Origin of the sequence: Citrobacter sp. Igbk 16, assembly GCF_028069755.1 — a bacterium.
In the GTDB taxonomy this organism is placed as follows: Bacteria; Pseudomonadota; Gammaproteobacteria; order Enterobacterales; family Enterobacteriaceae; genus Citrobacter.
Genome location: NZ_JANEWJ010000045.1, coordinates 1 through 21,354, shown reverse-complemented (window position 1 = coordinate 21,354; position 21,354 = coordinate 1). Strand labels below are relative to the sequence as shown.

Below are 21,354 nucleotides of genomic sequence, written 5' to 3'. Positions count from 1 at the left end.
TACTGATTTGTAAAAACTATTTGCAGGCGTCCGCCAGACCGTCGAGATAACGTTCAGCGTCCAGGGCGGCCATACAACCTGTGCCAGCTGAGGTAATCGCCTGACGATAAATATGGTCCATCACGTCACCGGCAGCGAACACACCAGGAATGCTGGTTTGTGTCGCATTGCCGTGAATACCGGACTGAACTTTGATATAGCCGTTTTCCAGTTCAAGTTGACCATCGAAAATAGCCGTGTTCGGGCTGTGGCCGATGGCGACAAACAATCCGGCGACGTCGAGAGATTCAACGTTGTCAGTATTTTGCGTATCGCGCAGACGCAATCCGGTTACACCCATTTGATCGCCAGTCACTTCTTCCAGTGTGCGATGCGTGTGCAGCACGATGTTGCCGTTTTCAACTTTATCCATCAAACGTTTGATGAGGATTTTCTCGGCACGGAAACTGTCGCGGCGGTGAATCAAGTGAACTTCGGAGGCGATATTCGCCAGGTATAACGCTTCTTCCACAGCGGTGTTGCCGCCGCCGATCACCGCAACTTTTTGGTTACGATAGAAGAAACCGTCGCAGGTTGCGCAGGCGGAGACACCGCGGCCTTTAAAGGCTTCTTCTGAAGGTAAGCCCAGATAGCGTGCTGAAGCGCCAGTGGCGATGATCAGTGCGTCACAGGTGTATTCGCCGCTGTCTCCGGTGAGACGGAAAGGACGGTTTTGCAGATCAACCTTACTGATGTGATCGAAGATGATCTCCGTTTCAAATTTCGTTGCGTGCTCGTGCATGCGCTCCATCAGCAGTGGGCCGGTGAGATCGTTTGGATCGCCAGGCCAGTTCTCCACTTCTGTTGTGGTGGTCAGTTGACCGCCTTTTTCCATACCGGTAATCAGCACCGGCTGCAGGTTTGCGCGCGCAGCGTAGACGGCGGCGGTATAGCCCGCAGGGCCTGAACCCAGAATAAGAAGTTTACTGTGTTTGGTCGTGCCCATGAGATCCCCATAGTTGTTGGTAGGCAATGGGCAGGATTGTAGGGAATTTGCAGACGTAAAAAAAGAGTATGGCGATTTTGTTAACAATATGTGTAATAGCGGAAACCGATGATGGGCAAAATTGAGGGCCATACACTTCTCTAACTCATTCGAGTTGGGGACGCGTGAAGCCAACACATAGACAACGTGAAGTATGGCGGGGGTATAATGATTTCTACTTAAAATTGGTCAGTTATAAGGTGATAAAATGACGATTTTCCATCACTCCCAATGAATAACTGGCATGTTGTACTAAAAATCGATGTTTTGCTTTGACAATCACCTGCTGTTTTGCGAAAACATTCAAGGAAGAAAAAAACTGTGTCATGTATATGCTGCATAATCATGCATGTAGATACCATGTTTACCGGGTTAGTGAAATCTACGCATGGTGTGGACAGATGCCATTCGTGATGTCGATAGCCGCCGACAGGCAACGGTCTTCTCACCATAAACCCAGGCATTGCGCACCGTAAATCCCTCTGGGTTGCGGTTTATTGTGATGGGTAGCGACTCTGAACAGTGATGTTAGTAGAGTCAGGCAGGAGTAGGGAAGGAATACAGAGAGACAATAATAATGGTAGATAGTAAGAAGCGCCCTGGCAAAGATCTCGACCGTATCGATCGTAACATTCTTAATGAGCTGCAAAAGGATGGGCGTATTTCTAACGTCGAGCTTTCAAAACGAGTGGGACTTTCTCCAACGCCCTGCCTTGAGCGTGTGCGTCGGTTGGAAAGACAGGGTTTTATTCAGGGCTATACAGCGCTGTTGAACCCGCATTATCTGGATGCATCACTTCTGGTTTTTGTTGAGATTACTCTGAATCGTGGCGCCCCGGATGTGTTTGAGCAATTTAACTCTGCAGTACAAAAACTTGAAGAAATTCAAGAGTGTCATTTGGTTTCCGGTGATTTCGACTATCTGCTGAAAACACGCGTACCGGATATGTCGGCATACCGTAAGCTGCTGGGGGAAACCCTGCTGCGTCTGCCTGGCGTGAATGACACACGTACTTACGTGGTAATGGAAGAAGTCAAACAGAGCAATCGTCTGGTAATTAAGACGCGCTAACACGGAACAGGTGCAAAATCGACGCAGTTTGATTACACTCCTGTTAATCCATACAGCAACAGTGCCGGGGTAACCCGGTGCTGTTGTCCGTTTTAGCATCGGGCAGGAAAAGCCTGAAACCTGGAGAGCCGTTTTTGAGCCAGGAATACACTGAAGACAAAGACGTCACATTGACGAAGTTAAGCAGCGGGCGCCGACTTCTGGAAGCGTTGCTGATCCTTATTGCCCTTTTTGCCGTCTGGTTGATGGCTGCCTTACTCAGCTTTAACCCTTCGGACCCCAGTTGGTCGCAAACCGCATGGCACGAACCTATCCATAATCTGGGCGGCATACCCGGAGCATGGCTGGCGGATACGCTGTTCTTTATTTTTGGTGTCATGGCTTACACTATCCCCGTGATAATCGTCGGCGGTTGCTGGTTTGCCTGGCGACATCAGGCCAGCGACGAATACGTCGATTACTTCGCCGTATCGCTGCGTATTATTGGCGTTCTGGCGCTGATCCTCACCTCTTGCGGGCTTGCCGCAATCAATGCCGATGACATCTGGTATTTTGCCTCTGGCGGCGTTATTGGCAGCCTGCTCAGTACCACGCTGCAACCCTTGTTGCACAGCAGTGGTGGTACGCTTGCGCTGTTATGTATCTGGGCCGCGGGTTTAACGCTGTTTACTGGCTGGTCATGGGTGAGCATTGCCGAGAAACTGGGCGGCTGGTTACTGAATATCCTGACATTTGCCAGCAATCGTACTCGTCGCGATGATACCTGGGTTGATGACGAAGAATATGACGATGATGAAGAGTCTGTCGACGCCGTTGATGGCACCCCACATGAATCCCGACGGGCACGTATTCTGCGCGGAGCGTTAGCGCGCCGTAAACGGCTGGCAGAGAAGTTTACCAATCCACTTGGGCGTCACACTGATGCCGCGCTGTTCTCCGGCAAGCGCATGGATGATGAGGATGAAATTGAATACAGCGCGCGTGGCGTTGTAGCCGATCCTAACGATGTCTTGTTCTCTGGCAACCGTGCCACATTGCCTGAATACGATGAATTCGACCCGCTATTAAACGGCCATTCAGTGACTGAGCCGGTCACCGCGGCAGCGGCCACTGCGGCAACTCAGGCCTGGAGTGCGCCAGTCGACCCGCTGTTGCAACCTGCGCCAGTACCGGGAGCCGTTTTAGAACAACCCGTTCCTGCTGTGGCATGGCAATCTGCACCGGCTCCGCAAACCGGTGAAGCGGTTATCGCGCCAGCACCGGAAGGTTACCCACAGCCCGTTCAGTACGCACAGCCTCCGGTTCAGCCTTATGAACCCTGGCAGCAACCCGCACCGGTTGAACCGCAGATGCCATATTCTGTACCGCCAGTTGCCGAAGCTGGCTATGAACAGCCGACGATGCCGCAACCGGCAATGCCGTGGCAAGCACCTGAGCCGGTGGTGGAACACGCCTGGCAACCAGAACCGGTTTACCAGCAGAGTGCGCCGCTTGAACCGCAGCTTGTCTATCAGCAAGACACCGTGCAGCAACAACCCGTGGTTCATCAGCAGCCCGTGGTGGAACAGCCGCCGGTTGCCGAGCCTGAACCTGTCGTTGAAGAGGTGAAACCAGCACGTCCACCGCTCTACTATTTTGAAGAAGTGGAAGAAAAACGTGCGCGTGAGCGTGAGCAGCTAGCTGCCTGGTATCAGCCGATTCCAGAACCTGTACAAGAGCCTGAGCGGGTGAAACCCGTTGCACCGTCTATGCCTGCTGCATCCATACCTCCCGTTGAGTCTGTGGCTGCCGCAGCGCCGTTGGCTGCTGGGGCGAAAAACGCTGCATTGGGTGCCGGTGCAGCCGTTGCCGCACCGGTATTTAGTCTTGCTGGGAGTGGTGCGCCGCGTCCGCAGGTGAAAGAGGGAATTGGCCCGCAACTGCCACGTCCTAATCGTGTGCGTGTCCCGACACGCCGGGAGTTAGCTTCATATGGCATTAAGTTGCCTTCACAACGTATGGCTGAAGAGAAAGCGCGCGAAGAGCAGCTTGATACGGATGCGCAATACAGTGACGATGAAATTGATGCCATGCAGCAGGATGAACTGGCGCGTCAATTTGCTCAGTCGCAGCAGCATCGCTATGGCGAAGAGTATCAGGATGACACAGCGCATGCTGATGACGAAGATTCAGCAGCAGAAGCTGAACTGGCGCGTCAGTTCGCATCTTCCCAACAGCAACGTTATTCCGGCGCGCAGCCTGCCGGGGCGAATCCATTCTCGCTTGATGATTTTGAATTCTCACCAATGAAAGCGTTAGTGGATGAAGGTCCGCATGAGCCGCTGTTTACCCCCAGCGTGATGCCGGAACCTGCGCCACAGTATCAACAGCCTGTCGCACCGCAGCAGCATTATCAGCAGCCGCCACAGCCTGTTACACCGCAGCAGCATTATCAGCAGCCGCCGCAGCCTGTTGCACCGCAGCAGCATTACCAGCAGCCGCCACAGCCTGTCGCACCGCAGCAGCATTATCAGCAGCCGCCACAGCCTGTTGCACCGCAGCAGCATTATCAGCAGCCGCCACAGCCTGTCGCTCCGCAGCAGCACTATCAGCAGCCATCGCAGCCTGTCACACCACCGCCGCAGGAAAGCCTGATCCATCCGTTATTGATGCGGAATGGCGACAGCCGCCCTGTACAGCGTCCGACGACACTGCTGCCATCGCTGGATTTGCTCACCCCACCACCGGCGGAAGTTGAGCCAATAGATACATTCGCGCTGGAGCAAATGGCGCGTCTGGTGGAAGCGCGTCTGGCCGATTTCCGTATTAAAGCCGATGTGGTGAACTACTCGCCCGGACCGGTCATTACCCGTTTTGAGCTAAATCTGGCACCGGGTGTTAAAGCTGCGCGTATTTCTAACCTCTCCCGAGATCTGGCGCGCTCGCTATCCACTGCGGCAGTTCGTGTAGTGGAGGTTATTCCAGGTAAACCGTATGTCGGACTGGAATTACCGAACAAAAAACGCCAGACCGTCTATCTGCGTGAAGTACTGGATAACGCGAAATTCCGTGATAATCCGTCACCGCTTACTGTCGTTCTCGGCAAGGACATTGCTGGTGAACCTGTGACTGCCGATTTGGCGAAGATGCCGCATCTGTTGGTGGCAGGTACTACGGGGTCAGGTAAATCTGTTGGGGTCAACGCCATGATCCTCAGCATGCTCTACAAGGCGCAGCCGGAAGATGTTCGCTTTATCATGATCGACCCGAAAATGCTCGAGCTGTCGGTTTATGAAGGTATCCCGCATCTGTTGACTGAAGTTGTTACGGATATGAAAGACGCAGCCAATGCCTTGCGCTGGAGCGTTAATGAAATGGAACGCCGCTATAAGCTGATGTCAGCGCTGGGTGTGCGTAACCTTGCGGGCTACAACGAGAAGATTGCGGAAGCAGATCGTATGGGACGTCCAATCCCGGATCCGTACTGGAAACCAGGCGATAGCATGGATGTCACTCATCCGGTACTGAAAAAAGAGCCGTATATTGTGGTTCTGGTCGATGAATTTGCTGATTTGATGATGACTGTCGGTAAAAAAGTGGAAGAACTGATCGCCCGTCTGGCGCAAAAAGCGCGTGCGGCAGGTATCCACCTGGTGCTGGCAACCCAGCGTCCGTCAGTTGACGTTATCACTGGGCTTATCAAAGCAAATATCCCGACGCGTATAGCGTTTACTGTCTCGAGCAAAATTGACTCTCGTACCATTCTTGATCAGGGTGGCGCTGAATCCCTGTTGGGCATGGGCGATATGCTCTATTCTGCACCAAACTCAACGATTCCGGTGCGTGTACATGGTGCCTTTGTGCGCGATGAAGAGGTTCACGCGGTCGTCCAGGACTGGAAAGCGCGTGGCCGTCCACAGTACGTGGAAGGCATCACCTCGGACACCGAAAGTGAAGGTGGCGGCGGTGGTTTTGACGGTGGGGAAGAACTGGATCCGTTGTTCGATCAGGCGGTGAATTTTGTTACCCAGAAACGCAAAGCTTCCATCTCCGGCGTCCAGCGCCAGTTCCGCATTGGTTATAACCGTGCGGCGCGCATCATCGAACAGATGGAAGCGCAGGGAATTGTCAGCGAGCAGGGACATAATGGCAATCGTGAAGTGTTGGCCCCACCGCCCTTTGATTGATTGCAAAGTTAAGTAATTCAGTATTTTCTACTTTCCTCATGCTGATTTTTGGCCTGAAATGGATAGCAGAAGGAGCTCCCCGTTGGGAGTGACGTATTTTGAGGAATAACGATGAAAAGAATCGCAATCACCTGTGCATTATTGTCGAGCTTTGTGGTGAGCAGCGTTTGGGCTGACGCCGCCAGCGACCTGAAAAGCCGTCTGGATAAAGTCAGCAGCTTCCACGCCAGTTTTACCCAGAAGGTAACGGATGGTAGCGGCGCAGCGGTGCAGGAAGGCCAGGGTGATTTATGGGTTAAACGTCCGAATCTGTTTAACTGGCATATGACACAGCCTGACGAAAGCATTCTGGTCTCTGATGGTAAAACACTGTGGTTCTTCAACCCGTTTGTTGAGCAGGCGACGGCGACCTGGCTGAAAGATGCCACGGGTAACACGCCGTTTATGCTGATTGCGCGTAACCAGTCAAGCGACTGGCAGCAGTACAATATTAAGCAAAACGGCGATGATTTTGTGCTGACGCCCAAAACCAGCAGCGGCAACCTGAAGCAGTTCACCATCAATGTTGGACGCGATGGAACAATTCATCAGTTTAGCGCTGTTGAACAGGACGATCAGCGTAGTAGCTACCAGTTGAAATCGCAGCAGAATGGCGCGATCGAACCATCAAAATTCACCTTTACCCCGCCACAAGGCGTAACGGTAGACGATCAACGTAAGTAGAGGCGCTTGAGTGGGCAACCTGTCGCTCGATTTTTCTGATAATACCTTTCAACCCCTGGCCGCGCGTATGCGGCCAGAAAATTTAGCGCAGTATATCGGCCAGCAACATCTGCTGGCTGCGGGTAAACCCTTGCCGCGCGCCATCGAGGCCGGACACCTGCACTCCATGATTTTATGGGGGCCGCCAGGAACGGGAAAGACCACGCTTGCCGAAGTCATTGCCCGTTATGCGAACGCTGATGTTGAACGTATTTCAGCCGTCACCTCGGGCGTGAAGGAAATTCGCGAAGCGATTGAACGTGCGCGTCAGAACCGTAATGCCGGCCGACGTACAATACTGTTCGTGGACGAAGTTCACCGCTTTAATAAAAGCCAGCAGGACGCTTTTCTTCCGCATATTGAAGATGGCACGATTACGTTTATTGGGGCGACCACCGAAAATCCCTCGTTTGAGCTGAACTCGGCACTGCTGTCGCGCGCACGCGTTTATTTACTGAAATCATTGACCACTGAAGATATCGAGCAGGTGCTGGATCAGGCGATGTCAGATAAAGCGCGAGGTTATGGCGGCCAGGATATCGTTTTGCCGAACGATACGCGTCGGGCGATTGCTGAACTGGTAAACGGTGATGCGCGGCGGGCGCTAAATACGCTGGAAATGATGGCCGATATGGCCGAAGTTGATGATTCTGGCAAGCGCGTATTGAAACCAGAATTGCTCACTGAAATTGCCGGTGAACGTAGCGCGCGTTTCGATAATAAAGGCGATCGTTTTTACGACCTGATCTCAGCATTGCATAAGTCGGTTCGCGGTAGTGCACCGGATGCAGCTCTTTACTGGTATGCGCGCATCATTAGTGCAGGCGGTGACCCGCTCTACGTTGCCCGTCGCTGTTTGGCAATTGCCTCTGAAGATGTGGGAAATGCCGACCCTCGCGCTATGCAGGTGGCAATTTCTGCATGGGATTGTTTTACCCGCGTAGGTCCTGCGGAAGGTGAACGCGCTATTGCTCAGGCGATTGTCTATCTGGCCTGCGCGCCGAAAAGTAATGCGGTATACACCGCCTTTAAAGCCGCTCTGGCAGATGCCCGTGAACGCCCAGATTACGACGTACCAGTGCACTTGCGCAACGCGCCGACGAAGCTCATGAAAGAGATGGGGTATGGCCAGGAATATCGCTACGCCCATGATGAGCCAAATGCCTACGCTGCTGGAGAAGAATACTTCCCGCAGGAAATGGCACAAACGCGCTATTATCACCCGACAAACAGAGGTCTTGAAGGCAAGATTGGCGAAAAGCTCGCCTGGCTCGCCGGACAGGATCAAAATAGCCCTATAAAACGCTACCGTTAGTGTTATCGTTGCGGTAATGTTGTCGATGTATCCCTGTGACCGCAGGCTGTGGTCACTTTCTCCTATTTTAATTCGATAAGCACAGGATAAGCATGCTCGATCCCAATCTGCTGCGTAATGAGCCAGACGCAGTCGCAGAAAAACTGGCAAGCCGGGGCTTTAAGCTGGATGTAGATAAGCTGCGCGCTCTTGAAGAGCGTCGTAAAGTTCTGCAGGTACAAACTGAAAACCTGCAGGCAGAGCGTAACTCTCGATCGAAATCCATCGGCCAGGCAAAAGCGCGCGGGGAAGATATCGAGTCTTTACGTCTGGAAGTGAACAAACTGGGCGAAGAGCTGGATGCCGCGAAAGCTGAACTTGATACCTTACAGGCCGAGATCCGCGACATTGCGCTGACCATTCCTAACCTGCCGGCGGACGACGTTCCGGTAGGTAAAGATGAGAATGACAACGTTGAAGTGAGTCGCTGGGGTACCCCACGTGAATTCGATTTCGACGTGCGCGATCACGTGACGCTGGGTGAAATGCACACAGGTCTTGATTTCGCCGCTGCGGTTAAACTGACCGGCTCTCGTTTTGTTGTCATGAAAGGGCAGATTGCGCGTATGCACCGTGCGCTGTCTCAGTTCATGCTGGATCTGCATACTGAACAACATGGCTACAGTGAAAACTACGTTCCGTATCTGGTCAACCATGACACGCTGTACGGTACCGGTCAGTTGCCGAAATTTGCTGGTGATCTGTTCCATACGCGTCCGCTGGATGAAGAAGCCGACAGCAGCAACTATGCGCTGATCCCGACGGCAGAAGTTCCGCTGACCAACCTGGTACGCGATGAAATCATTGACGAAGACGCGTTGCCAATCAAAATGACTGCGCATACGCCATGCTTCCGTTCTGAGGCCGGTTCTTATGGTCGTGATACCCGCGGTCTGATCCGTATGCACCAGTTTGACAAAGTTGAGATGGTGCAGATTGTTCGTCCTGAAGATTCTATGGACGCGCTGGAAGAGATGACCGGTCATGCTGAAAAAGTACTTCAGCTGCTGGGCCTGCCGTACCGTAAGATCATCCTGTGTACTGGTGACATGGGCTTCGGCGCATGCAAAACCTACGATCTGGAAGTGTGGATCCCGGCACAGAATACCTATCGTGAAATATCCTCCTGCTCCAACGTGTGGGATTTCCAGGCTCGCCGCATGCAGGCGCGTTGCCGTAGCAAATCTGACAAGAAAACACGTTTAGTGCATACGCTGAACGGTTCTGGTCTGGCAGTGGGACGTACGCTGGTCGCCGTTATGGAAAACTACCAGCAAGCTGATGGCCGTATTCAGGTACCGGAAGTATTACGTCCGTACATGAATGGCCTGGAATTCATCGGCTAAGTCATTTTTCCTTGCTAAAAAAGCGCCTCAGGGCGCTTTTTTTACGCCCGTTTGATGCCGGACAATAACCCTTACTCCATTAGTGGTAATACTGCCTTCGAATGAAAGTCAGTATTTATCTCTGTCTTTGCATAAATTCGCTATATAACGGTCTGTATAACGATAGTATCGATATATAAACGACTATACAACGAACATTCCCTTTTTGTTTATTGTGAGCAGCAGAGTGAGCCACTATGAAAACTAAGATCCCCGATGCCGTGCTGGCAGCTGAGGTGAGTCGTCGCAGTTTGGTAAAAACGACGGCGATAGGCGGGCTGGCAGTGGCCAGTAGCGCGTTTACCCTGCCATTTACCCGTATTGCAAACGCTGCAGATGCCATTAACCCGTCACCCGTCAATGAGAAAGTGATCTGGAGTGCGTGTACGGTAAACTGCGGTAGCCGTTGTCCGCTGCGTATGCATGTCGTAGACGGTGAAATCAAATATGTCGAGACCGACAACACGGGCGATGATAACTATGACGGCTTGCATCAGGTTCGTGCCTGCCTGCGTGGTCGGTCCATGCGTCGTCGTGTTTATAATCCCGATCGTCTGAAATACCCAATGAAGCGTGTCGGCAAACGTGGTGAAGGTAAATTTGAGCGCATCAGTTGGGATGAAGCCTACGATATCATCGCCAGCAATATGCAGCGTCTGATTAAAGACTACGGTAACGAGTCTATCTATCTTAACTATGGGACCGGTACGCTGGGCGGTACGATGACGCGCTCATGGCCGCCGGGTAAAACGCTGGTAGCACGTTTAATGAACTGTTGCGGCGGTTACCTGAACCACTATGGGGATTATTCTTCTGCGCAAATCGCGGCAGGACTGAACTATACCTATGGCGGATGGGCAGACGGTAACAGCCCGTCTGACATTGAAAACAGTAAGCTCGTTGTCTTGTTTGGTAATAACCCTGGCGAAACGCGTATGAGCGGTGGTGGGGTGACCTATTACCTTGAACAGGCGCGGCAGAAATCGAATGCCCGCATGATCATAATCGATCCCCGCTACACGGATACCGGTGCGGGACGCGAAGATGAATGGATCCCCATTCGACCGGGTACAGATGCAGCGCTGGTTAACGGTATTGCCTATGTGCTGATCAGCGAGAATATGGTTGATCAACCGTTCCTCGATAAGTACTGCGTGGGCTATGACGAAAAAACCCTCCCGGCGGGAGCGCCGAAGAACGGTCACTATAAAGCGTATATTCTTGGTCAGGGTAAAGACGGTATCGCGAAGACCCCGGAATGGGCTGCGCAGATAACCGGTATTCCTGCTGAACGAATTGTTAAGTTGGCGCGTGAAATTGGTAGCGCGAAACCCGCCTACATTAGCCAGGGCTGGGGACCGCAGCGCCACGCCAACGGCGAGATTGCGACCCGTGCCATTTCTATGTTGGCCATTCTGACCGGCAACGTCGGTATTAACGGCGGCAATAGCGGTGCACGTGAGGGATCATACGATTTGCCGTTTGAGCGTATGCCAACGCTGGAAAACCCCGTTGAAACCAGCATCTCAATGTTTATGTGGACGGATGCGATTGAGCGTGGTCCGGAAATGACGGCGCTGCGCGACGGTGTTCGTGGTAAGGATAAGCTCGACGTTCCGATTAAGATGATCTGGAACTATGCCGGTAACTGCCTGATTAACCAGCACTCTGATATCAACCGTACGCATGAAATCCTGCAGGATGATAAGAAGTGCGAAATGATCGTCGTTATCGACTGCCATATGACCTCCTCGGCGAAATATGCCGATATTCTGCTGCCGGACTGCACGGCCTCTGAGCAGATGGACTTCGCGCTGGATGCATCTTGCGGGAATATGTCCTACGTGATTTTCACCGATCAGGCAATCAAGCCACGCTTTGAATGCAAGACTATCTACCAAATGACCAGCGAACTGGCGAAACGCCTCGGCGTCGAGCAACAGTTTACGGAAGGCCGTACTCAGGAAGAGTGGATGCGTCATTTGTATGAACAGTCGCGCAAGGCTATACCGGAACTGCCGACATTTGAAGAGTTCCGTAAGCAGGGCATCTTTAAGCAGCGTGATCCTGAAGGACATCACGTGGCGTATAAAGCGTTTCGAGAGGACCCCAAAGCCAATCCGCTTACCACGCCGTCAGGCAAGATTGAAATTTATTCTCAAGCGCTGGCAGAAATTGCCGCAACCTGGGAACTGCCGGAAGGCGATGTGATCGATCCATTACCGATTTATACACCGGGCTTTGAAAGCTTAAACGATCCACTGGTGGAAAAATTCCCTCTGCAATTAACGGGCTTCCACTATAAATCTCGCGTCCACTCGACCTATGGCAACGTTGACGTTCTGAAAGCGTCCTGTCGCCAGGAAATGTGGATTAACCCGATGGATGCACAACGACGCGGTATTAACAACGGTGACAAGGTACGTATCTTTAACGACCGTGGTGAAGTGCATATCGAGGCTAAAGTTACCCCGCGTATGATGCCTGGCGTTGTTGCACTGGGTGAGGGCGCCTGGTATGACCCGGATGTGAAGCGTGTTGATCAGGGCGGTTGTATTAACGTGCTGACGACCCAGCGGCCTTCTCCTCTCGCTAAGGGGAACCCATCACATACGAACCTTGTTCAGGTTGAAAAGGTGTAAGGAGTAACCGATGACAACCCAGTATGGATTTTTTATTGATTCCAGCCGTTGCACCGGTTGCAAAACCTGCGAACTGGCCTGCAAAGACTTCAAAAATTTAACGCCGGACGTCAGTTTCCGCCGTATTTACGAATACGCCGGCGGTGACTGGCAGGAAGATAACGGTGTCTGGCACCAGAACGTTTTCGCCTATTACCTCTCGATTGCGTGTAACCACTGTGAAGACCCGGCCTGTACCAAGGTGTGTCCAAGCGGCGCGATGCACAAACGTGAAGATGGTTTTGTGGTCGTGGATGAAGATGTGTGCATTGGCTGCCGCTATTGCCACATGGCCTGCCCGTATGGCGCACCGCAATACAATGCCGCCAAAGGACACATGACCAAGTGCGATGGCTGTCATGAACGCGTTGCTGAGGGTAAGAAACCCATCTGTGTCGAATCCTGCCCGCTGCGTGCGCTGGACTTCGGCCCGATAGAGGAACTGCGTAAAAAACACGGCACCCTGGCCGCGGTTGCGCCGCTCCCTGGCGCGCACTTTACCAAACCGAGCATCGTCATCAAACCAAATGCCAATAGCCGCCCGACCGGGGATACCACGGGTTATCTGGCTAATCCGAAGGAGGTGTAAGATGGGAAGTGGATGGCATGAATGGCCGCTGATGATCTTCACTGTTTTCGGGCAGTGTGTGGTTGGTGGCTTTATCGTTCTGGCGCTGGCGCTGATGAAAGGGGACTTACGCCCTGATTCGCAACAGCGTGTAATTGCCTGTATGTTTGGCCTGTGGGTATTGATGGGCATCGGTTTTATTGCTTCCATGCTTCACCTGGGCTCACCGATGCGTGCGTTTAACTCCCTCAACCGTGTCGGCTCTTCCGCGCTGAGTAACGAAATCGCCAGCGGCTCGATCTTCTTTGCCATTGGTGGTCTTGGCTGGCTATTGGCGGTGTTGAAAAAAATGTCGCCAGCATTACGCAATCTGTGGTTAGTTCTCACCATGGTGCTGGGCGTAGTTTTTGTTTGGATGATGGTGCGCGTATATAACACTATTGATACGGTGCCTACCTGGTATAGTGTCTGGACGCCGATTGGATTCTTCCTGACGTTGTTCATGGGAGGTCCGCTGCTGGGATATCTGCTGTTACGCGTTGCCGGAATTGACGGCTGGGCGATGCGACTGCTGCCTGCTATTTCAGTGCTTGCGCTGGTCGTAAGCGGCATCATGTCCGTGATGCAGGGGGCCGAACTGGCGACAATCCACAGTTCTATTCAGCAGGCATCTGCGCTGGTGCCCGATTACGGTTCGCTGATGGCATGGCGGATTGTGGCACTGGCTTTAGCGTTGTGCTGCTGGATTGTTCCGCAGGTAAAAGGCTACCAGCCGGCAATACCGCTGCTTTCCGTCGCGTTTATTCTGCTGTTAGTCGGTGAGTTGATTGGCCGCGGCGTGTTCTATGGTCTGCATATGACCGTCGGCATGGCGGTCGCCAGCTAACCTGAAAATGCCGAATGGCATCGCGCTTGTCCGGCCTACACATTACAGTACTGAACGTGTAGGTCGGATAAGGCGTTAATACGGTCATCCTACAAATAAAAGATGCCGATTATCCATGAATTTTTTCGACTGAACGTAACGGGGCAATTTTGTTTTAGATCAATTAAAACAAATAGATGTATTTTCCCATTTTTTATCAATCCGCATTAAGAATCAGTAATACGAATCGATCCTCCTGAAAGCGCCTCAGACCCCTGATTGCGCCGATTGACAATGTTTTTTGCAGTGGCATGATGCGCATGAAATTTGAACTTCCTCACGGTTTTTATTCATGTCCACCTATACCCGTCCCGTCATGCTATTGCTGTGCGGGCTGCTTCTGTTGACCCTGGCGATCGCCGTGTTAAACACGCTCGTTCCGCTTTGGCTCGCCCATGAAAATCTGCCAACCTGGCAGGTAGGAGTGGTCAGTTCGTCTTATTTCACCGGAAATCTTGTTGGGACGTTACTGACCGGGTACTTAATTAAACACCTCGGGTTTAACCGCAGCTATTACATCGCTTCGCTTATTTTTGCCGCGGGCTGTGTCGGGCTGGGCATCATGGTAGGTTTTTGGAGCTGGATGACCTGGCGTTTTATTGCGGGCATCGGTTGTGCCATGATCTGGGTGGTAGTGGAAAGTGCGTTGATGTGCAGCGGGACGTCGCGTAACCGTGGACGCTTACTTGCCGCCTATATGATGGTCTATTACGTGGGGACGTTTTTAGGACAATTATTGGTCAGTAAAGTCTCGACAGAATTAATGAATGTTCTGCCGTGGGTGACCGGCACGATCCTGGCCGGAGTATTACCGCTGCTCTTTACCCGCATTGTGAACCAGCAGGGTGATAAACAACAGTCCACCCCCATTGTCTCTATGCTGAAGCTTCGCCAGGCCCGTCTGGGTGTGAATGGCTGCATTATCTCCGGGATTGTACTGGGGTCGTTGTATGGCCTGATGCCGCTGTACCTCAACCATCAGGGGGTCAGCAATGCCAGCATTGGTTTCTGGATGGCGGTACTGGTCAGTGCAGGTATTCTGGGACAATGGCCAATTGGTCGTTTGGCCGATAAGTTAGGTCGTCTGCTGGTTTTGCGCGTCCAGGTCTTTGTGGTGATCGTCGGGAGTATCGCTATGCTAAATCAGGCGGCGATGGCACCTGCATTGTTTATGCTGGGCGCGGCAGGTTTCACTCTTTATCCGGTTGCGATGGCCTGGGCCTGCGAGAAAGTAGAACATCATCAGTTGGTCGCTATGAACCAGGCATTATTATTAAGCTATACCGTGGGTAGCCTGCTTGGGCCGTCATTTACCGCAATGCTGATGCAAAATTATTCTGACAGTTTACTGTTTATCATGATTGCCAGCGTATCGTTTATTTATTTACTGATGCTGCTGCGTAAGACAGGGCATACCCCGAATTCTGTGGCGCATATCTGAGCTGATTTAACAGGATAAAAACAGGTTCCCATACATGCTGTTTATGTATACTTTATGGGAATCTGTTTTATTTGATTATCGCTATTCTTTCCTGAAAATAAAATGTGCAGAAGATTATAGTTTTACATTCTGCCGTTTCCGCTTGTCCATTTTACCGCGCATAATCCCTCGCTTCATTTATTGATTATCAAAAATAGCGTCTACGAAGGATCGCCAATGGCAAGTGTGCAGGAAAAACAATTGCGGTGGTACAACATCGCATTGATGTCTTTTATTACCGTATGGGGATTCGGCAATGTTGTAAACAACTATGCTAATCAGGGATTAGTGGTTGTCTCTTCATGGATATTTATTTTCGCCCTCTATTTTATCCCTTATGCACTGATTGTCGGACAACTTGGCTCCACGTTTAAAGACGGTAAAGGTGGGGTGAGTACATGGATTAAACACACAATGGGACCGGGACTGGCTTATCTCGCAGCGTGGACCTATTGGGTGGTGCATATCCCTTATCTGGCGCAAAAGCCACAGGCTATTCTGATTGCTCTGGGGTGGGCGCTGAAAGGCGATGGCTCTCTGATTAAAGAGTACACCGTGGTGGCGTTGCAGGGGCTGACGTTAGCGCTGTTTGTCTTTTTCATGTGGGTTGCATCCCGTGGCATGAAATCGCTTAAAATCGTTGGGTCGGTTGCGGGGATCGCGATGTTTGTGATGTCCATTCTGTATGTCGTAATGGCCGTCACTGCTCCGGCGATTACTGATGTGCAGATCGCCACAACCAATATCACCTGGGAATCTTTTATCCCGCATATCGATTTTACCTATATCACAACAATCTCGATGCTGGTCTTTGCAGTCGGTGGCGCGGAGAAAATCTCTCCATACGTTAACCAGACGCGTAACCCTGGCAAAGAGTTCCCGAAAGGGATGTTAGTTCTGGCGGTTATGGTGGCGGTGTGTGCGATCCTGGGGTCTCTGGCAATGGGGATGATGTTTGACTCTCAGCATATTCCTGATGACTTAATGACTAATGGCCAGTATTACGCTTTCCAGAAGCTCGGGGAGTATTACGGCATGGGTAACACATTGATGGTTATTTATGCAGTCGCCAACACGTTAGGTCAAATTGCGGCTTTGGTGTTTTCTATTGATGCGCCGCTTAAAGTTTTACTGGGCGATGCCGATCGCAAATATATTCCTGAAAGCCTGTGTAAAACCAATGCCTCTGGTACACCGGTGAATGGCTATATTCTGACGCTGGTGCTGGTGGCGATTTTGATTATGTTGCCAACGCTGGGAATTGGCGATATGAACAATTTGTATAAATGGTTGCTGAATCTGAATTCAGTAGTGATGCCTCTGCGCTATCTGTGGGTGTTTGTGGCATTTATTGCCGTTATTCGTCTGGCGCAGAAATATAAACCGGAATATGTCTTTATCCGCAACCGCTCGCTGGCGATGACGGTGGGGATTTGGTGCTTCGCCTTTACCGCATTCGCTTGTCTGACCGGGATCTTCCCGAAAATGGAAGCCTTTACTCCAGAGTGGACGTTCCAACTCACGCTGAACATTGTGACGCCGTTTGTGTTGGTTGGACTGGGATTGATTTTCCCGCTGCTGGCAAGAAGAGGGCGCTAAGGGGAAATGGGGTGGGTAACAGGTCTGTTACCCACCACAAGACTTAGTACATCACTTTGTGACCATACTGCTCAAGGATGCCCTTGACGCGCTCCATGGTCTCTTTTTTCGGCGGCTTCACGCCATCCAGTTTGTATTCTTCACCCATCGCCACCCATTTGTGTTTACCCAACTCGTGGTATGGCAGCAGTTCGATTTTTTCGACATTGCCCATATCACGGGTAAATTCGCCCAAACGGTGCGCTGAATCATCATCATCGGACCAGCCAGGTACGACAACATAGCGGATCCACACTTTGATATCTTTGTTGGACAGGTAGCGGGCAAACTCCAGTGTACGATGGTTAGATACACCGACCAGGTTCTGGTGGATCTCGTCGTTCATCTGTTTCAGATCGAGCATCACCAGATCGGTCACTTCCAGCAACTCATCAATCACCGGGTCGTAGCGGCGAACAAAACCGTTAGTATCAAGACAGGTATGAATACCTTCTTTCTTACAGGCACGGAACCAGTCACGGACGAATTCAGCTTGCAGAATGGCCTCTCCGCCGGATGCCGTTACGCCACCACCGGATGCGTTCATAAAGTGACGATAGGTCACGACTTCTTTCATTAATTCATCGACGGTGACTTCTTTACCGCCGTGCGTATCCCATGTGTCACGGTTGTGGCAGTACAGGCAGCGCATCAGGCAGCCCTGAAAGAAGGTAATAAAGCGGATGCCCGGGCCATCAACAGTGCCACAGGATTCAAAGGAGTGAATGCGACCAATAACTGACATTGCGGTGTTTCTCCAGGTGTGGCCCATCCGGGGCCAGTGTTAGTGCACAGTTATTAACTGTGTCGAGTCTGTTTTGGCTGCTATCCATAAGTATAGATGGCTGACAAAGCAGGCTATTAAAAAGGCCCCACTTACGTGGAGCCTTTATTGTACGCTTTTTAAAGTACGATTTCAGTCAAAACCAATTACATGGTCTGAGTGAAGGTACGAGTAATAACGTCCTGCTGCTGTTCTTTAGTCAGGGAGTTAAAACGTACTGCGTAGCCAGAAACACGGATGGTCAGCTGCGGATATTTTTCCGGATGTTCCATCGCATCCAGCAGCATTTCACGGTTCATGACGTTCACGTTCAGGTGCTGACCACCTTCGATGGACGCTTCATGGTGGAAGTAACCATCCATCAGACCAGCCAGGTTGGTCTTACGAACTTCGTCGTCTTTACCCAGTGCGTTCGGAACGATAGAGAAGGTGTAAGAGATACCATCTTTCGCGTAAGCAAACGGCAGTTTAGCAACGGAGGTCAGAGAGGCAACAGCACCTTTCTGGTCACGGCCGTGCATTGGGTTAGCACCCGGTCCGAACGGCGCGCCAGCACGACGACCATCTGGGGTGTTACCCGTTTTCTTACCATACACAACGTTAGAAGTGATGGTCAGAACAGACTGAGTCGGGATAGCGTTACGGTAAGTAGTCAGTTTCTGAATTTTCTTCATGAAACGTTCTACCAGGTCAACCGCCATGTCATCTACGCGAGAGTCGTTGTTACCGAACTGCGGGTATTCGCCTTCGATTTCGAAGTCAACAGCCAGGCCGTCTTCGTCACGAATCGGTTTAACTTTCGCATATTTGATTGCAGACAGGGAGTCAGCAGCAACGGACAGACCAGCGATACCACACGCCATGGTGCGGATAACGTCACGGTCGTGCAGCGCCATCAGGGAGGCTTCGTAGCTGTACTTGTCGTGCATGTAGTGGATAACGTTCAGTGCAGTGACGTACTGTTTAGCCAGCCAGTCCATGAAGTGATCCATGCGGTCCATAACTTCGTCGAAGTTCAGAACGTCGCCTTTGATCGGTTCAGATTTAGGACCAACCTGCATTTTCAGTTTTTCATCAACGCCGCCGTTGATTGCGTACAGCATGGTTTTCGCCAGGTTTGCACGCGCACCGAAGAACTGCATTTGTTTACCAACAACCATTGGGCTTACGCAGCAAGCGATAGCGTAGTCGTCGTTGTTGAAGTCCGGACGCATCAGGTCATCGTTCTCGTACTGCAGAGAAGAGGTGTCGATGGACACTTTAGCGGCGAATTTCTTGAAGTTCAGAGGCAGTTTTTCAGACCACAGAACAGTGATGTTCGGCTCCGGAGAAGGACCCATGGTGTACAGGGTGTTCAGGAAGCGGAAGCTGTTTTTGGTAACCAGAGTACGGCCGTCAACGCCCATACCACCGATAGATTCAGTTGCCCAAATCGGGTCACCGGAGAACAGTTCATCATATTCAGGAGTACGCAGGAAACGAACCATACGCAGTTTCATGACCAGGTGGTCAATCATTTCCTGAGCGTCTTGCTCGGTGATTTTGCCAGCTTTGATATCACGTTCGATGTAAGCATCCAGGAAGGTGGATACGCGACCGAAGGACATTGCTGCACCGTTCTGAGATTTAACAGCGGCCAGGTAGCCGAAGTAAGTCCACTGGATAGCTTCCTGAGCGTTGGTAGCCGGACCAGAGATATCGCAGCCATATTTAGCCGCCATTTCTTTGATCTGACCCAGAGCGCGGTGCTGTTCAGCGATTTCTTCACGCAGACGGATAGTCGCTTCCAGGTTTACGCCATTTTCCAGGTCTGATTGCAGAGAGACGAACTGAGCGTATTTGTCTTTCATCAGGTAGTCGATACCGTACAGCGCAACGCGACGGTAGTCACCGATGATACGACCACGGCCATACGCATCTGGCAGACCAGTCAGAACACCGGATTTACGGCAGTTCAGAATGTCTTTGGTATAAACATCGAATACACCCTGGTTGTGGGTTTTACGGTATTCGGTGAAGATTTTTTTCAGCATCGGGTCCAGTTCGCGATTGTACGCTTTGCAGGAACCTTCAACCATTTTGATACCGCCAAACGGGATAATCGCACGTTTCAGCGGAGCTTCAGTCTGCAGACCAACAATTTTCTCGAGCGCTTTGTTGATGTAGCCAGCGTCGTGAGAAGTGATGGTAGAAGCAACGGAGGTGTCAAAGTCAACAGGCGCGTGAGTGCGGTTTTCCTGTTTAACGCCTTCCATTACGCTGTCCCACAGTGCAGTGGTCGCTTCAGTTGCGCCAGCCAGGAAGGACTCGTCACCCTCATACGGAGTGTAGTTTTTCTGAATGAAGTCACGGACGTTTACTTCATTCTGCCAATCACCTTTGGTAAAACCTTCCCAGGCTGTGGCTAACTTTTCATTAAGCTCGGACATGTAACACCTACCTTCTTAAGTGGATTTTTTATTTACTACGTGCAATGAGCATCAACAGATTAATGATGATCGTTACCACGCAGGTAAATGACCCAGTATGTCAACCCGACCAACAAACCGCCGCCGATAATGTTACCGATCGTAACCGGAATCAGATTATCGGTGATGAAATTCATCACGGTCAGGTGAGAAAAATTCTCCGGAGAAGAACCGACAGCGGTCCAGAATTCCGGGGTGGCGAAATCGCGTATTACGATACCCATAGGGATCATAAACATGTTTGCGATACTGTGCTCAAAACCGCTGGCAACAAACATTGCGACCGGTAATACCATGATAAACGCTTTGTCCATCAGGCTGCGGCCAGAGTAGCTCATCCAGACGGCCAGACACACCATTAGGTTAGCCAGAATACCAAGGCTTACAGCCTCAACAAAAGTATGGTGCACTTTGTGGTCGGCAGTTTGCAGGACGTTGAGTCCCCACGCGCCGTTGGCGGTCATATACTCGCCAGAAAGCCACATGAGTAACACAAAGATCAGCGCACCAATCAGGTTACCGACATAAACGTTAAGCCAGTTCTTCGCTAACTGACCCCAGGTAATACGACCACTGGCTTTAGCGACGACAATCAGTACAGTTGAAGTGAAGAGATCAGCGCCGCAGACAACGCAAAGAATCAGCCCCAGGGAAAAGCAGATACCACCCACCAACTTTGCCATGCCGAAAGGCATTGTGCCGGTACCGGTAGTGGCAGTGATATAGAAAACAAAGGCAATTGAAATGAACACACCGGCAGTAATTGCCAGATAGAACGTCTTAAGCGGATGTTTCGTTGCTTTATAGACGCCTGCTTCTTCGGCAACTTTGGCCATAGCAGCAGGAAGTATAAGATCAAAAGGGTTGTCAGCTTTCACACTAACTCTCTCTTTATTAAGTCGGCGACGAGATACTAACAAAGCATTATAGATGAGAATTTGATATAGATCATATCTCGCCTGGCTTATAGGCCCGCAAGACGCATGGTTTTTATGCGATTACGGTGTAACTTATTGATTATCCATATAAAAATAAATTTTAAAAATT

14 protein-coding genes are annotated in these 21,354 nt (G+C 51.3%); 10 read left to right on the top strand and 4 right to left on the bottom strand.

Annotated features, from left to right (window positions below; genetic code table 11):
• Positions 1-16 precede the first annotated feature (16 nt).
• The gene (gene trxB, locus NNO03_RS21005; protein WP_005123580.1) at positions 17-985 is read right to left on the bottom strand and encodes a thioredoxin-disulfide reductase; all 969 of its coding nucleotides are present in this window, start codon (positions 983-985) and stop codon (positions 17-19) included.
• Between the two features lie 616 nt (positions 986-1,601).
• Here trxB and lrp point away from each other — a divergent pair.
• The 10 genes from lrp to NNO03_RS20955 all read left to right on the top strand — a co-directional run bounded on the left by lrp (position 1,602) and on the right by NNO03_RS20955 (position 17,016).
• Positions 1,602-2,096 carry a leucine-responsive transcriptional regulator Lrp gene (lrp, locus tag NNO03_RS21000; protein ID WP_002439523.1) on the top strand — a complete coding sequence of 165 codons (495 nt, stop codon included), beginning with the start codon at positions 1,602-1,604 and terminating at the stop codon, positions 2,094-2,096.
• Between the two features lie 134 nt (positions 2,097-2,230).
• The gene (gene ftsK / locus NNO03_RS20995) at positions 2,231-6,262 is read left to right on the top strand and encodes a DNA translocase FtsK (RefSeq protein WP_271450429.1); all 4,032 of its coding nucleotides are present in this window, start codon (positions 2,231-2,233) and stop codon (positions 6,260-6,262) included.
• A gap of 111 nt (positions 6,263-6,373) precedes the next feature.
• Complete coding sequence (gene lolA / locus NNO03_RS20990) at positions 6,374-6,985, top strand: outer membrane lipoprotein chaperone LolA (protein ID WP_040233939.1); 612 nt, start codon at positions 6,374-6,376, stop codon at positions 6,983-6,985.
• 10 nt (positions 6,986-6,995) lie between these two features.
• Complete coding sequence (rarA, locus tag NNO03_RS20985) at positions 6,996-8,339, top strand: replication-associated recombination protein RarA (protein ID WP_271450428.1); 1,344 nt, start codon at positions 6,996-6,998, stop codon at positions 8,337-8,339.
• Positions 8,340-8,431: 92 nt separating this feature from the next.
• Positions 8,432-9,724, top strand: a complete 1,293-nt coding sequence (serS, locus tag NNO03_RS20980) for a serine--tRNA ligase (RefSeq protein WP_271440642.1) — start codon at positions 8,432-8,434, stop codon at positions 9,722-9,724.
• A 236-nt stretch (positions 9,725-9,960) separates the two neighbouring features.
• Positions 9,961-12,405, top strand: a complete 2,445-nt coding sequence (gene dmsA / locus NNO03_RS20975; RefSeq protein WP_202039029.1) for a dimethylsulfoxide reductase subunit A — start codon at positions 9,961-9,963, stop codon at positions 12,403-12,405.
• A gap of 10 nt (positions 12,406-12,415) precedes the next feature.
• A complete protein-coding gene (locus NNO03_RS20970; RefSeq protein ID WP_005123570.1) occupies positions 12,416-13,033 on the top strand; it encodes a DMSO/selenate family reductase complex B subunit in 618 nt (205 codons plus the stop codon).
• A gap of 1 nt (position 13,034) precedes the next feature.
• The gene (locus NNO03_RS20965; RefSeq protein WP_271450427.1) at positions 13,035-13,898 is read left to right on the top strand and encodes a dimethyl sulfoxide reductase anchor subunit family protein; all 864 of its coding nucleotides are present in this window, start codon (positions 13,035-13,037) and stop codon (positions 13,896-13,898) included.
• A 331-nt stretch (positions 13,899-14,229) separates the two neighbouring features.
• Positions 14,230-15,378 carry an MFS transporter gene (locus NNO03_RS20960; RefSeq protein WP_271450426.1) on the top strand — a complete coding sequence of 383 codons (1,149 nt, stop codon included), beginning with the start codon at positions 14,230-14,232 and terminating at the stop codon, positions 15,376-15,378.
• Between the two features lie 216 nt (positions 15,379-15,594).
• Positions 15,595-17,016, top strand: a complete 1,422-nt coding sequence (locus tag NNO03_RS20955) for an amino acid permease (RefSeq protein ID WP_005123567.1) — start codon at positions 15,595-15,597, stop codon at positions 17,014-17,016.
• A gap of 43 nt (positions 17,017-17,059) precedes the next feature.
• Here NNO03_RS20955 and pflA read toward each other — a convergent pair whose 3' ends face one another.
• The 3 genes from pflA to focA all read right to left on the bottom strand — a co-directional run bounded on the left by pflA (position 17,060) and on the right by focA (position 21,185).
• On the bottom strand, positions 17,060-17,800 hold the full coding sequence (gene pflA / locus NNO03_RS20950) for a pyruvate formate lyase 1-activating protein (protein ID WP_003035751.1): 741 nt from the start codon (positions 17,798-17,800) through the stop codon (positions 17,060-17,062).
• A 185-nt stretch (positions 17,801-17,985) separates the two neighbouring features.
• Positions 17,986-20,268, bottom strand: coding sequence for a formate C-acetyltransferase (gene pflB / locus NNO03_RS20945; protein ID WP_137382814.1), 2,283 nt, complete (start codon positions 20,266-20,268; stop codon positions 17,986-17,988).
• 59 nt (positions 20,269-20,327) lie between these two features.
• A complete protein-coding gene (focA, locus tag NNO03_RS20940; protein ID WP_003831909.1) occupies positions 20,328-21,185 on the bottom strand; it encodes a formate transporter FocA in 858 nt (285 codons plus the stop codon).
• Between the last annotated feature and the right edge of the window lie 169 nt (positions 21,186-21,354).